This window comes from Marinobacterium profundum, assembly GCF_001528745.1.
Classification (GTDB): Bacteria; Pseudomonadota; Gammaproteobacteria; order Pseudomonadales; family Balneatricaceae; genus Marinobacterium_A; species Marinobacterium_A profundum.
On the sequence record NZ_BCNS01000145.1, the window covers coordinates 34372 to 48441 of the forward strand.

General features: G+C 54.6%; 15 protein-coding genes. 7 read left to right on the forward strand and 8 right to left on the reverse strand.

Annotated elements, in window-relative coordinates:
- Nucleotides 1–127: 127 nt before the first annotated feature.
- The 8 genes from MPRO_RS17355 to MPRO_RS17385 form a co-directional block, all read right to left on the reverse strand.
- Entirely contained in the window at nucleotides 128–1528 is a 1401-nt protein-coding gene (locus MPRO_RS17355) for a sigma 54-interacting transcriptional regulator (protein WP_082708943.1), read from the reverse strand.
- Nucleotides 1525–2052, reverse strand: coding sequence for a hypothetical protein (locus MPRO_RS17360; protein ID WP_067295752.1), 528 nt, complete (start codon nucleotides 2050–2052; stop codon nucleotides 1525–1527). Before MPRO_RS17360 ends, MPRO_RS17355 begins: the two co-directional genes overlap by 4 nt.
- A complete protein-coding gene (locus tag MPRO_RS17365) occupies nucleotides 2042–3460 on the reverse strand; it encodes a sensor histidine kinase (protein ID WP_067295755.1) in 1419 nt (472 codons plus the stop codon). Before MPRO_RS17365 ends, MPRO_RS17360 begins: the two co-directional genes overlap by 11 nt.
- Nucleotides 3461–3565: 105 nt before the next feature.
- On the reverse strand, nucleotides 3566–3835 hold the full coding sequence (locus MPRO_RS25910) for a hypothetical protein (RefSeq protein WP_158651858.1): 270 nt from the start codon (nucleotides 3833–3835) through the stop codon (nucleotides 3566–3568).
- 298 nt (nucleotides 3836–4133) lie between these two features.
- Entirely contained in the window at nucleotides 4134–4424 is a 291-nt protein-coding gene (locus MPRO_RS17370; protein ID WP_067295759.1) for a hypothetical protein, read from the reverse strand.
- A gap of 357 nt (nucleotides 4425–4781) precedes the next feature.
- Complete coding sequence (locus MPRO_RS17375) at nucleotides 4782–4988, reverse strand: dodecin (protein WP_067295762.1); 207 nt, start codon at nucleotides 4986–4988, stop codon at nucleotides 4782–4784.
- Between the two features lie 49 nt (nucleotides 4989–5037).
- On the reverse strand, nucleotides 5038–5904 hold the full coding sequence (locus MPRO_RS17380; protein ID WP_067295765.1) for a fumarylacetoacetate hydrolase family protein: 867 nt from the start codon (nucleotides 5902–5904) through the stop codon (nucleotides 5038–5040).
- A 53-nt stretch (nucleotides 5905–5957) separates the two neighbouring features.
- Nucleotides 5958–6605, reverse strand: a complete 648-nt coding sequence (locus MPRO_RS17385; RefSeq protein ID WP_067295769.1) for a TetR/AcrR family transcriptional regulator — start codon at nucleotides 6603–6605, stop codon at nucleotides 5958–5960.
- Nucleotides 6606–6857: 252 nt separating this feature from the next.
- Here MPRO_RS17385 and MPRO_RS17390 point away from each other — a divergent pair, with 252 nt between their 5' ends.
- The 7 genes from MPRO_RS17390 to MPRO_RS25915 all read left to right on the forward strand — a co-directional run bounded on the left by MPRO_RS17390 (nucleotide 6858) and on the right by MPRO_RS25915 (nucleotide 14066).
- Nucleotides 6858–7658 (forward strand): hypothetical protein, encoded by an 801-nt coding sequence (locus MPRO_RS17390; protein WP_067295772.1) that lies wholly within the window; start codon nucleotides 6858–6860, stop codon nucleotides 7656–7658.
- Nucleotides 7659–8593: 935 nt separating this feature from the next.
- Nucleotides 8594–8989 (forward strand): RT0821/Lpp0805 family surface protein, encoded by a 396-nt coding sequence (locus MPRO_RS17395; RefSeq protein ID WP_067295775.1) that lies wholly within the window; start codon nucleotides 8594–8596, stop codon nucleotides 8987–8989.
- 49 nt (nucleotides 8990–9038) lie between these two features.
- Nucleotides 9039–10748: a polysaccharide biosynthesis/export family protein gene (locus tag MPRO_RS17400; RefSeq protein ID WP_067295779.1), complete on the forward strand. Its 1710-nt coding sequence runs from the start codon at nucleotides 9039–9041 to the stop codon at nucleotides 10746–10748.
- 67 nt (nucleotides 10749–10815) lie between these two features.
- Nucleotides 10816–11601, forward strand: coding sequence for an ABC transporter permease (locus MPRO_RS17405; RefSeq protein WP_281177195.1), 786 nt, complete (start codon nucleotides 10816–10818; stop codon nucleotides 11599–11601).
- A complete protein-coding gene (locus tag MPRO_RS17410; RefSeq protein ID WP_067295787.1) occupies nucleotides 11598–12275 on the forward strand; it encodes an ABC transporter ATP-binding protein in 678 nt (225 codons plus the stop codon). The genes MPRO_RS17405 and MPRO_RS17410 overlap by 4 nt, the downstream gene beginning before the upstream one ends.
- A 64-nt stretch (nucleotides 12276–12339) precedes the next feature.
- Entirely contained in the window at nucleotides 12340–13428 is a 1089-nt protein-coding gene (locus MPRO_RS17415; protein WP_067295790.1) for a KpsE/RkpR family capsule polysaccharide export protein, read from the forward strand.
- A 176-nt stretch (nucleotides 13429–13604) separates the two neighbouring features.
- Nucleotides 13605–14066 (forward strand): hypothetical protein, encoded by a 462-nt coding sequence (locus tag MPRO_RS25915; protein ID WP_158651854.1) that lies wholly within the window; start codon nucleotides 13605–13607, stop codon nucleotides 14064–14066.
- Nucleotides 14067–14070: the final 4 nt, after the last annotated feature.

Sequence of the window (14070 nt, forward strand, 5' to 3'; positions counted from 1 at the left end):
CGCTCTGATGTTTCAGTGACCGTAGGTAACTAGAGCACTTTCATCTTGCCTCGACCCACAGCCGGGCGCCTCGAAGTAAGGAAGTACTCAAAGCAACCTCGACAGATAAGTGTTTCGTGAAAATGCTCTAGCTGATCTTGCGAGTGGAAACCCGGGCGCTGTCGCGGCTGTCCGCCCGGTTGCTCATATCGCCTGGCTTGAAGTCGCTGGCTTCCAGGCTGTGGCGATTCAGCAGCTTGTAGAAGTCGGTACGGTTGCGCTGCGCAATGCGTGCTGCGTGGGTTACATTGCCTTCAGTGATACGCAGAACCTTGATGAGGTAACGGCGTTCAAAATCGGCCCGGGCCTCGTTGAACGAGGGTACAACGCGTTCCTGATTAGCCAGCGCCTGGGAGACCAGCCCTTCGGACACAATGGGGCTGTTGCTGAGCGCGACGACCTGCTCGAGCACGTTTTCCAGCTGCCGCACATTACCGGGCCAGGCGGCCTGAGCCAGCAGGTGAATGGCGCCGGGTGAAATGCCGCGTACCTTGGGGTTGTGGCGATCAGATGCCTTGCTCAGGAAGTGTCGCGCCAACAGTGGTATATCTTCCGGGCGCTCGCGCAGGGCTGGCAAGTCCAGATTGACGACGTTGAGGCGATAGTAAAGGTCTTCCCTGAACTCCTGCGCCTCTATCGCCTGTTCCAGATTGCGGTGCGTGGCGGAAATGATGCGCACATCAATGGGCACGCTTTCGGTAGAGCCCACAGCGCGAACGGTGCGCTCCTGCAGCGCCCGCAGCAGTTTTACCTGCAGCGGCTGGGGCATGTCGCCAATTTCGTCCAGAAATAAAGTGCCGCCGTGCGCCGCCTGAAACAGTCCCCGATGCTGGGTAATGGCGCCGGTAAAGGCGCCCTTGTTATGACCAAATAGCTCGGATTCCAGCAGTTGCTCTGGCAGAGCGCCGCAGTTGATGGCGACGAAGGCCTTGTTGGCGCGGCGGCTGGCCTTGTGGATGGCCTTGGCAAAGCACTCCTTGCCACTGCCGCTGGCACCGGTAATCAGCAGGCTGACGTCGGACTCTGCGACACGCTGAGCCTGCAGCAGCAGGGATTCTATGGCGGGGCTGGCGCCAATGATGCCGGCACGCCATTCCTGATCCTGACGCCGTGCGCTGGACTTGAGCGCTGCACGGACTGTATCCAGCAGCTGGTCGCGGTCAATGGGCTTGGTCAGAAAAGCATGGACGCCACGCTGGGTTGCAGATACGGCTTCTGGAATCGAGCCGTGGGCGGTCATGATGATGACAGGCAGATCGGGCCGTCGACGCTGCACCTGTTCAAACAGCGCCATGCCGTCCATATGGTCCATGCGCAGGTCGGTAATGATCAGATCCACAGTATCGCCGGACAGCAGCTGCAGCGCTTCCTGGCCGCTTTCAGCGGTGCTTATCCGGTAGTCCAGTGCCTGCAGGCGCATTTTGAGCAGCATTAGCAGTGCGCTGTCGTCATCGACTAGCAGGAGGTGTGGGGTTCTGTTCATGATCATAAATCCTTGCGTTGTCGCGTGATCTCTTGTTCCAGATCTGTGAGCGCTTCTATCTTGCGAGTTAATTCAGCGATCTGGGAGCTCTGTTGTTGTATCTGGGCATTCTGTTGTTCCAGCTGGACATTCTGCTGCTGTATCAGGACTTTTTGTTGCTGGCGTACTTCCAGCTGGCTTTTGTGAACATCCATGTAGCGGTCTGCAGTGCAATCAGCGCTGGGATAAAGCGGCAGGCTGGCTAGCAGGCTGCGACCCTGGCTGAATTGTTCGGCACTGGCCATGGGACTGGTGAGCAGCAGTGCTTCGAGCGCCTTGTCGTTGCTTCGAGTGGCCTCGGCCAATTGCTGTTTGCGAGTCAGGTCAGTCTGCGTCAGGTAGCGCTGCTGCTGTTGCAGCAGATCTGCCAGGGCATCATTACTGACGTAGCAGGCGGGGCCCGAGTTACTGGTTATTGGCTCCAAGGCCTCGGGTATCTGGCAACCGAGGAGACTCAACAAAAAGGGTGCGGCCAGCAGATTACGAGGCATGGCTGTCATTCACCGCGGGTAACATGATTCTGAACACCACTTTGTGATCGGCATTATGGGCAAGGGATAGTGTGGCACCCAGAGCGACGGCGGCGTCATGCGCAACGCTCAGGCCAATGCCTGAACCCTTGAGGGGGCCTCGACGCCGATTTATACCCTGGAAAAAAGGTTTGAAAATCTGTTCAATTTCGACGGCCGGAATGGTTGGCCCTATGTTGCCTATATCAATATGCATCTGGCCGTCCTGTATCTGATAGCAGACACTGAGTTCTCCCTTCTCATCCCCGTAGTAAATCGCATTTGAGATCAAATTGCTGAGAATTCGATGCAACATGGCCTTGTCGGTAGGCCATTTGACGTCTTTCTCCGGCCGTTCCAGTAGAATTTGTTTTTGTTCCAGCATCAGCTTGTGCGGATGCAGGGCTGCATTAAGGCAACTGTCCAGGCTGGTGTTGCGCACATCCAGCGGCCCGGGCTGCTGCAGGCGATTGTAGTCCAGCAATTGCTCAATCAGGGTTTGCAGTTCGAAGCTGTTGCGTTGAATCAGCTCAATAATCTCGCGTTGGTTGTCCGTGAGCGGGCCTGCAACTTCCTCTGCCATCAGGTCTGAACCTTCGCGCAGCGTGGACAGTGGCGTCTTAAGCTCATGTGAAATATGGCGCAGAAAGCGCTGCTTTTCCTCTTCGAGTTCGTTTAGATGATCGCCCAGCCAGTCGAGCTGGGCGTTCAGGTCGACCAGTTCGCGCGGCCCGCGCAGCGGTTTGGTTTTCTGGGGCTGGCCATGACCCAGGGCGCGGATGCGTCCAATCAGCTGGCTGACCGGGCGACTGATGCGCAGGCTGAAGAACAGCATCAGCAGCGCCGAGAGGGCAATCAGAATGGCTGCCAGTAGCCAGAGCGCCTGCTGTGTGGCGCGGGCCTGGCTGTCCAGCTCAGCGAGTCGCTGCTCCAGCTGGAGGTTGCTTTCGCTGATAAGCTCGCCGGTCAATAATGCTAGCTGCTCCAGCAGTGGCAGGCCGATTTCACCATCCTGTGCCTGTTCGATCAGGCTCAGCGTATCCTGCAATGAGGGTATAACCGGATTGCCGTTAAGCAGAAAGCTCTGAATATCCAGTTGATTGCGGTAATGGCCGATCTGCTCCTGCTGGCGTTCGCGTAATTCACTGCGCTGCAAGATGGCGTACTGGCGCGCCGAACGCAGTATATCCTCGGCCAGCACATTGAGCTGCAGGTTGCGCTGGCTGATATCCAGCGACAGGCGCGCTTCTTCGCGGCCCTGGCGTGCCTGTTCGACAAGCTCGTTGCTGGCCTGCAGCAGGAGTATGCCCAAAGGTGTGACGACCAGCAAAAACGCCAGCAGGATCAACTGTCTGAGTGAACCGGCGCGCCAGCGATGTGTCGGGGTCATGGGGCGGTTCCGAAGACTGGATGAGTAGTTATTATCTATCAAATGAAATCTGCCGTTAAGCGCAGAGGGTGCAGTCAGGGGTTGGTACCCTTGGCGCAGGTCTCTTTATACGCGTACCGAGTCCAGCTCCTGCGGGCTAAGGTAACCATCCAGATTCAGATCCATGCGATAAAATACCAGAGCGAGGGTTTTGTGCTGGCGTGCTTCGATAAAGCTCAGCTTGCCATCGGCATTGCGATCAAGCTGGTAGAACGCTGGCATGGAAATCCGGGGGAGGCCTGCAGGCATTCTTTCGGTGGCTGCGGCGGGGCTTAACGGCAGCCAGAGCGCCAGTAATGTCAGGGTGCCGGCCTTAATTGTGGAGGAAATTATCATTCAGGCTTTCCCTGTCGGTGAAGTGAAGCGGTAATACAATATACATGCCGTAGCTTAATAAATGTAATAAAAACAATTAGTTAAAATTTTAATTTCGGATTTTTGCTGCGCCTGTTGAGCCTGACCCTCGATACATACCTGAATTGATGACTCTATATGCAGACATATGCTTAGTGTTTATCTTTAATTTATTAATTATCAATAACTTGAGGTGTATCAATATGGCGACAGTGGGTGGCGTTTTGCGAGTGTCAGTGCTTAGACAGCGGGGTCTGCCCTATTCATTATCTGCGCCGGCTCAGGCGAGGTTGTCTGGAATTGGGCTGGCTTCGCCATGATCGTCGATGGGAAAGCTTGTGCGTGGCGGCAGAGCTATATGTGCCGTGTCGTCGCCTTGGCGCGTCGGGGCATCACCCAGGTAAGAGTGGGTTGAGAGCGCCTCGGCAGGCTGTGTTGGCAGTGCAGGTGCGGGAATTCGGGATTCAATATCCACCGGTTGAACCGGGCCCGGCTTCATAGCTTCATTGGCGGCGCCAAGGGTTGCAGCGGCAACAATAATGCCGCACAGCAGCAGGACAGATTCTTTCACGGTTGAACTCCTTGTCAGATTAGATCAGGGCTGATGCTGCCCTTATTGGTGTCTCTGATATCAAGAGTCGTGCCATTTTAATTTATATGTTTAAAAACAAATGGTTATTTCGTTCAGTGCCTGGCTGACGGTGCCACTGTAGCTTTTGGGTTACCGTTGAAGAATAAATCTGTCTCTTTTGGGAGACGCCTCAGCGTCCGCAATATGAAAACATAACAAAAACAGTGAATTAGTGGTCGCTTGACGGCGACGCCCAAGGGGCGAGCAGGCGATCATGGACAGGGTGCGGTGCCGGTTATCCCGGCACGGCTGAATTGCCGCAGCTGTGTTGCTGCAGTTGTTATTGCGGGGGCTTTGTTAATCGAGCCGGAAGCCGATTTTGACGACAACCTGGAAGTGCGCGACCTTGCCATCCTGGATGTGGCCGCGCATTTCCTTGACTTCGAACCAGTCGAGATTTTCCAGTGATGCAGCAGCCTTGGTAACCGCTTTCTGGATGGCATCGTCATAACCGATGGTGGATGAACCTGCGACTTCGATCAGCTTGTAGACATGTTCTGACATTGGGAAAACCTCGCTATTGGCGGCCGCACCAACCGGCGGCTGTCCTTAACTAATAGCAGCGGGTGTCCGGTTCTTCGATGATGGGGTTACATAATTCGCCAATTCCTTCAATTTCCACCCTTACCCGGTCGCCCGGCTTCATATAGCCCCGTGGCTTCATGGCGACCCCTACACCGGAGCTGGTGCCGGTAGCGATGATATCGCCCGGCTCCAGCGTGCAGACCGTGGAAAGGGTGGCGATGAGCTGGTAGCAGTTGAAAATAAGATGGCGGGTGTTGCTGTGCTGGCGCAGTTCGTCATTGACCCAGGTACGCAGCTCAAGATTGTGCGGGTCAATCGAGTCGCCAGTTTCAATCCAGGGTCCTATGGGGCCATGGGTATCGAAGGATTTGCCCAGCGTCCAGGTGGGGGATTTTACCTGCCAGTCCCGCACTGAAACATCATTGGCAATGGTGTAACCGGCAATCACGCTGGCGGCCTTGTCCAGGGGGACATGGCGGCAGCGCCGGCCGATGACGATGGCCAGTTCGCCTTCGTAGTCGAGTTTATCGGAGATGCGGGGTTTGTGAATCGCCTCGCCGGGCCCGATAACGCAGCTGGTTTGCTTGTTGAATATGGTGGGGAATTCGGGTGTCGCCAAGCCTGTTTCCTGAATATGGTCGGCGTAATTGAGGCCGACACCGAGAAACTTGCCCGGGCGCGGCACCGGCGCCAGCAAACGGGCCTGATCCAGCGCGATGCTGGCGCGGGGCTCTGAGGCGAGCTGCTGTAGTCGCTGCAGGGCAGGAGCTCCTGCAGTGAGCAGTGCAATCATGTCGCCGGGTAACTCTGGATCGGCGGCGGCATCGATAATTCGGTCATCGATCAGGGCACCGACGGACTGGCGCCCCTGGTGTTCAAAGGTGATCAAGCGCATGGGCGGGCTCCAATCTTGGCGGCTGTTTTTGGCTGTTCTTCAAGTCGTGCTGGTCAGGCGTGGAGGCTGTCAGTGTGCGCAGTGGCGGGCGTTGATGCAAGATCGGGCGCTGTACGAGCGGGGTTGAGTGCGAGCAGTAGCTGGTGAATGATACCGTCATATACCGAGGGCTCAGGGCGCTTTTTGCTCATGACGCGCAGTCCCCAAATGCCGTTCATCAGGAACTGACTCAGGATGGCAGCGCTGGTGTCGGTGTGCAGTTCACCACTGTCAATGGCACGCTGCAGGGTGGTGGCCAGGTGCTGCTCGATGCGGTTCAGGTGTGCGCTGATGCGCTGGCGCATTTCGTCATCCTGGGAGCCCAGCTCCAGCAGAGTGTTGACCATCAGGCAGCCGCGCCCGTCTGTATCCGCAATCAGTTCCAGGCGCAGGCGGCTGAACAGAGCTTCAATTGCTGACATTGGCGTCGCTGCGGCAACGAGTTCTGCCTCGATACCCGCCAGGCGATTGCCGGCGTAGGTGTCGATAATTTCGAGAAAAAGAGTGCGCTTGCTGTGAAAGGCGCCGTACAGAGAGCCGGGCTTGAGTTTTGTGGCCTTCACCAGGGTATTGATGGAGGTTGCGCCATAGCCGAAGTGCCAGAATACGTTCATTGCAGACGAGATGACCTCGGCGCGAACAAATTCAACCGGTCTGGCCATGGGTGTGTTCTCCACATCAAATGCGGCTATTATCGGTAACCTCGTAGAACATTCAACCTAAAAGTAACATTTAATATGCTTATTTTAAGAGCAGGTGCAGTCTGCCTGCTGTCCGCGGCGGTTCTTGTTGCTGGATGCACCTTGCTACCGCGGCCGACAGATGGCGTTGCACTGCAATTTTACCGAGGAGAAGTGTCTCCCAAGGGGGATGGCTGGGTGATGCGCCCCTGTTATTCCCGCCGGAGCAGGATCTTGATTGACCCGCAGGGCCTGCTGGCGGCACGCTACGCTGAGCAGAGCGTATTGCCGGGCTTGCCACTCTATATGGAGCTCAGGGCCAGTGCGGTCGGCGAGGTTAAGCAGCTATTGCTGGTCGGTGGTGATAGTCGCGCCTGTGCCGCTGAGCTCGATGGCATATTTCTGCGTGCAGCCGGAGTGGCGCCCGATTGGGCGGCGGATCTGTCGGGTGATCGGCTGGAAGTGCGGGATCAGAGCCGGCGCGTGCGCTTTCGCTTCACTGTAGAGAAGGGGACAAGCTGGCGTGGTGATCCACTCTGGAGTGGCAGTCTCACAACCCCGGATGGCAAGAGTCGCGACCTTAAGCTGCGCTTGACGGAATCCGGTGCCGATGAGTCCGGCTGTCGAGATGATTCGGGTGTCTGGTATGGCTTGAGTGTCGATATGAGACTCGACGGGCGCCGCTATCAGGGCTGTGGTCGCTACGGTGATCTGACCCGTGCGTCACTGGCCGGACGCTACTCCCGGGTGCTGGTGTCCGGCGATGGGCCGCAACGCAGCACTGTCCTTGAATTAAGTGCAGAGGGGAGCGCCATTCTGACCGAGGATACACACGATGCAAGGCCTGCTGTAAGGCGTGATGGCAGCTGGCGCTGGTTGTCGACGGGCAAGCTGATGCTGCACCTTTTTCAGCGTGATGGCCTGGATGAGCAACAGGTGCGCCTGTTCAATCGCCAGCTAGATGGGACCCTGGTGCTGGAAGGCCGGGTTTTCGCATCTGATGGTCCAGGCTTGCGGCTGTCTCGCGAGTACTGACCAGGTGTTTTTTACTATGCGCAGGTTGCAGGCCCGAAAGGGCGTAACCCTGCAATGAACCATCGATTGATGGGTTTCGCTGCGCTGCACCGCATCCTACGTGGCAGAAGTCTGCCGGTTAGAACCCGAAAATGTAAGTTGGGTGCAGCCCCAAAGGTGCGTAACCAAACAATGAGCGATCGATTGATTGATGGGTTTCGCTTCGTTGCACCACAACCTACATATTGTGTCTGTATAATGCTCGCAGGCTGTTTTTTGAGTGCGGGTTCGCGGCTGAGGTGGGCTCTGGTCAATCTTGAAGCGCTTGCAAGAGTTGTACAAAGCGTGCCCAGGTTACTTCTGGTGTCAGCTGGTAGGCATGCGGATTTAGTACTTGTGCCTATAGCCAGGCGGGGCAAAGTCTGAAAAAATGCGCGGCCTCTCGCTGTGTCGAGTGGTCGAGGTGTCGGATTGAGCCCCGTGAAATGTTACATACAAGCGAGATTAGCCGGGGCGTTGAGGATTGCCCAATACACAACCTTCGGGCGGTAGCGTGTCTGGCGCATATCTGCAGCTTGTCGGACTTAGCACTGACCTACTGCGGAAAAGGCGCGTGGGTTGCGCTGCGCAACGCGCAGCTGTCGTCGATTGGCTCCACTAAATCAGTCGCTTGAGTCGCGGGGGCTATATAGGTTCAGCCTTGTGGCTGCCCCCTGCAGAATAGTAGTATTCTTGGCGCGCGGCCTATCCCGTCAGGATTCAGTATAGTGGCCAGGCAGTGTTTGAAGCTTGTGTTGTGCCAGTGGATGTATAAAAACTCGTTAGTCCTTGTTCCGTCGGGCCAGGCAGTCATTCTGTTTTTTTTGGGCGTTTTTGCGCACAGCAAAGATTGCCAATCAGAACACGCCGACGAATCCGATAGTTATGAAAGAGCATAAAAGAGGTTTCTGTAGCAGATGCATCGAAATATAGAGAACTTCGCCAAACTGTCAGTCGCAGCGCTGGCAGTGGTTGTCCTGGCGGGTTGTAGCGCATGGGGCGGTGGCAATGAGTCCGCATATGCAGGTAGCGTGTCCCCGGCGTCGAAGGGACAGGCTTTGTCCGCCGAGGTTTCTGCGTTTCTGGCACAAAGTGCCGAGTTTTCGAGCCGGTCTTTCCCGAACAGCTACTGGGGTGAGAGTGTCGACGTGACCGCCAGTGCACGCTACTTTGCCGCCAGTGGTCGCTACTGTCGTGAGGTGGCAATCGATACAGCTACGGGTACTCAGTCCGGCCGCTGGCTGACCTGTGAGACCAGCAGCGGTCAGTGGGCCGCCGTGCGTCCACTTGGTCGTACTCTGGTCGCCCAGTGATCTGCATACAGGCGTATAGCCACTCAGTACAGCGAATGGAACTCTTGCAATGAAATCTGTTGTTTATCGTAGAATCACCCCGCCGTACGTGTTTGCTGCCATTTTGGCTACGGTATCGTCGCTGGCAAGTGCTATCGGCATCGAATCCTCCGTGCTTCCCGAGAGTCAGCAGGCCCAGCTGATCCCGGAAAAAATTGATGATCAGGTGAATACCAACTGGCGTACCGGCACCTATGCATCGCCCGTACAGCCCCTGCCTCCAATGACTGATGGCACCGAAATTCGCCCCTTTGGCGCTGACCTGTTCAGTGGCGGCTTTCGCGGTGTACGTGCCGATGGCCTGAATTCAACCTACCAGCTGGTGCCTGGCGATCAGATTACACTGCGTATCTGGGGCGCTGTTGAATTCGAACGTGTGCTGCCGGTGGATGCGCAGGGCAATATATTCCTTCCAGCCATTGGCCCTGTCATGGTGCAGGGGCTGACTAACGGTGAGCTTAACAGCCGTGTTACCAGGGCAGTACGGTCGGTTTACCCGGAAAACGTTCAGGTCTATACCAACTTGCAGGGCGTGCAACCGGTGGCCGTGTTTGTCACCGGCTATGTGACGAATCCCGGTCGTTATGCTGGCACCCCCAGTGATTCACTGCTGTATTTCCTCGACCAGGCCGGCGGTATCGATGCCCAGCTGGGCAGCTACCGCCAGGTTAAGGTATTGCGTGACAAGAAGGTTGTCGCCAAGGCTGATCTCTATGATTTCCTGCTAAATGGCACTATGGCGCGCTTGCAGTTCCAGGATGGCGATACGGTCGTAGTGGCAGAGCGGGGGCCGGCGGTAACAGTCACTGGTGATGTGGAGCGCAGCTATCGCTACGAGCTGGCGAATGACAGCATGAACGGTGCCGCGTTGCTGGATCTTGCGCGCCTCAAGCCGGATGTATCCCATGTACTGCTGCGGGGCGGTCGCACGGACGGGCCTATATCGCTGTACTACTCACTGGCAGAATTTCCACAACAGACGCTGACGAATGGCGACGAAGTGCTGTTCAGTGCCGATCAGCGGGACGAAACCATAGTGGTACAGCTCGAAGGCAGTTACTACGGGCCTTCGCGCTATGCGTTACCCAAGAGCGCTCGCCTGAATGAATTGCTTGATGCCGTGGCCGTGCCGCGTGAACTGACGGCGGTACACAGCATTTCCTTGCGCAGGCTAAGCGTGGCGGAGCAGCAGAAACAGGCCTTGCAGGAAAGTCTGCGTCGCCTGGAAACCACCTACCTGGGTGCGCCGTCTGCGACGCCGCAGGAAGCGCAGGTACGGGTGCAGGAAGCCGAGCTGATCACTCAGTTCGTTGCCCGTGCGTCCCAGGTCGAGCCCAGTGGCCGCCTGGTGGTGGCGCACAACGACCGTATCACCGATATCCGCCTGCAGGATGGCGATGTTATTACTCTGCCTGAACTCAGTGACTCCCTGCTCATTAGCGGCGAAATACTGGTGCCGCAGTCGGTGGTCTTTACGCCAGGGCTCTCGGTTAATGACTATATCGAGGCCTCGGGCGGCTATACCCAACACGCGGATGACGACCGTATTCTGGTCGTGCGCCAGAATGGCGAGGTGCGTGATGCCGATGATGTTGAACTGCGCGCGGGTGATGAAATTCTGGTGTTGCCGGATGTACCGACCAAAAACCTGCAGCTGGCCACCAGTATTTCCCAGATCATCTTTCAGATCGCCGTCGCCGCCAAAGTTGCACTGGATTGATCTTGCTGGTTGATACAGACACGCGGGCCACTGAGCCCGCGTTATTTTTAAGCGGAGTCTTATTCTTTTGAAAACCCGTACACCCTGGCAGGTTACCCGGTCGGTTTGGTACGCGCTCTTTATGCGTGAGGCTGTCGCCCGTACCATGGCCGACCGCATGGCCTGGTTCTGGATGATTGCAGAGCCGGTAGCAGTTATTGCCATTATGGTCGCTATTCGAAGCGTGGTGTCGGGAGGGCGGCATATAGCTGGAGCTGACTTTGTCCCCTGGCTAATTACGGGTCTACTTGGGTTTTTCCTGTTTCGCGAGAATATGATGCGATCCTTAGGGGCTGTGGAATCAAACAAGGGGCTTTTCGCATATCGTCAAGTGAAAACTGTCGATCCAGTGTTGGTGCGCTGTTTCCTTGAAGGTATGCTGAAGACATTTATATTTCTGTTGTTTATTGCTACAGGTATTCTGCTTGATGCAGGGCTGACACCTGCCAATCCGATGGCGGCTCTTTTCGATTGGATATCTCTTTGGGTATTAGGGTTAGGGGTTGGCTTGACTTTATCGGCGGCTTCCTCACTTGTGCCAGAGATAGGGCGACTTGTCCGCATCATAACCTTGCCCTTGCTGATCATCTCCGGTGTCATTATTCCTTTGAATTATCTACCTCACGATTTTCAACAGTATGTGCTCTGGAATCCTATTGTGCATGGTCTTGAGCATATGAGGGAAAGCTTTTTTCCGGAGTACCGTTCGCTTGATGGTGTAAGTCTTACTTATCTCTGGTTTTGGGCATTAAGTCTGACATCGCTCGGCTTAATTCTACATCTGCGGTTCGAGATGAGATTGAAAACGCAATGATCCGCATAACCAACCTGTATAAACGTTATCATAATCATCATGGTAGCGACTGGGTGTTACGTGATATCAATCTGGAGATTCCAGCCAATGTAAGCGTAGGGCTGGTAGGGCGAAATGGGGCAGGAAAGTCAACCCTGCTACGCCTGATTGGTGGTATGGATAACCCGGATCGAGGTGCTATCTCGCGTGACTGCAGAGTTTCCTGGCCTATTGGTTTATCGGGCGGGTTTCAGAGTGCTATGACGGGTAGGCAAAATGTAAAGTTTGTTGCCCGTATTCACGGTGGTGAGCGAAATCTAAGGGAAGTGATAGAGCGGGTCGAGGAGTTTGCAGAGATTGGCGCTGCTTTTGATGAGCCAGTTAGAACTTACTCTTCAGGTATGCGCGCTCGCTTGGCATTTGGCCTGTCTCTGGCGTTCGATTTTGACGTTTATTTGTCTGATGAAGCTACGGCGGTCGGTGATCGGATGTTCAAACTGAAGGCTTCAAAGGCCTTCAGGGATAGAGTGGGAAAATGCAGCCTTATTATGGTGTCCCACAGTGAGGGAATACTCCGGGAGTTATGTCAGGCTGGTATCTGGCTCCACCAGGGAAACGCTATCTGGTTTGATGATATCAATGATGCTATCAATGCATATCACGGTAGTTCTGGCGCTGGAACCAAGACTAAATAAATTTTTATGAATACCTCGAATATTAATTCATATTCAAATGGTGCTTAAGGATAGTGAGTCCGAGATGAAGCAGTTCTTCCGTCAATACCCCTACTGGTTTGTTTGTGCCATTTCCATTTTAGTAGTGACAGTCTATTGGAGTCTATGGGCAAGTGATCGTTATGTTTCGGAAAGTAACGTCGTTCTGGAAAGTCCACAGATTGCGGCGCCGACACTTAGCTTTTCTTCTTTGCTAAGTGGTGGAGGCGCAACAAGTGGCGATATGCTACTGCTGCGTGACTATCTTCTTTCTGTTGATATGCTGCGTTATATAGACAGTGAGTTGGGCTTTCGCGAGCATTATTCCAGCACTGAATTCGATATATTTTCCCGTCTCTTCGACAAGAATGCGCCTATCGAGGATCTGCATGAGTACTATCTAAAACGGGTTTCGGTTGAGCTCGACGATTACGCACAGGTACTGCGTATCAGGGTCCAGGCATTCAGCCCTGAAATGGCCCATGCGATTACCTCTTTGCTGCTGAGCAAGGGTGAAGCCCATATGAATGCCATGGGGCAACGGCTGGCCGAAGAGCAGGTGCGTTTTCTGGAAGGCCAAGTGAGCCAGCTGAGCGAAAGCTTCAATGCGACCCGCCAGTCTCTGCTTGATTACCAGAACAAGAATGGCCTGGTGTCACCTACAGGAACAGTGGAAAGCCTCAGCGTTGTCGTAGCCAATCTTGAGGCACAGCTCGCCAACCTTAAAGCGAAGCGCACTGTATTGGCGAGTTATCAGAGCAGGCGCTCGCCCGAAGTACTGCGTGTGGGTAGTGAAATTGATGCCCTTAATCAGCAGATAAAACAGGAGCGCGCGCGTATGGCGCAGCAGTCTGGCGGTGCTCTGAACGTTATGTCATCAGAATATCAAACGCTGGAGCTGAGGGCTCAGTTTGCCCAGGACAGTTACTCCGGTGCACTGGCAGCGCTGGAGAACACCCGAATTGAAGCCGCGCGCAAGCTTAAACAAGTTTCTGTTTTGCAGAGCCCGACATTGCCCGAATATCCAGTAGAGCCTCGCCGTCTCTATAACATAATAGTTTTCGCTATTATTACGCTTTTTTTGGTCCTGATACTACAAATGTTGGTGCTCATCGTAAAAGATCATCGAGACTGATAATGAGGCAGAGTGTGGGTAAGAAAGTGGTCTTGATCACCGACGGTGCGGCTTCTTGAGGCCGCCCGTCAGTAATGGTCAGTTTTTAAGGCGATGGTTACAGGCCAGGTCGATATTTTTTGGTTTCATCGTTGAGTCCTGTCGTTTTTGAATGAAAAGCAAGAGTTAATGATAAAGTGAAAAAGAAAACGAATGCTATGGATAGTGATTATCAAGCTTTAAGTGAATCAGATTTATTCGACTCATCTTGGTATTTGAGTCAGTATTTCGATGTGAAAAAAATTGGAATGGATCCCGTTGAACATTTTATCCGCTATGGCTGGATGATGCGACGAAACCCTTCCATTCGATTTAGTACCCGCGAATATTTACGTCAGAATCCCGATGTCGAGCAGGCTGGCGTTAATCCTTTGTTACACTTTATTCGCACAGGCATGACGGAAGGGCGCAGCGCACCGCCCGTAAATCGAGTGGAAACGGATATTGCCGTCCCTCCATCGCTAATACCCGCTACAGAAAAAGCGGCAACTGTATCAGATGGGCATTGGCCCGAAAGTCAGCTGCCAGATACTCAGAAACTCCTTGAGCACTATTTTACTCGTTGCCAGGAACTGGAATACAAACTGATGGACCGTTGAGAAA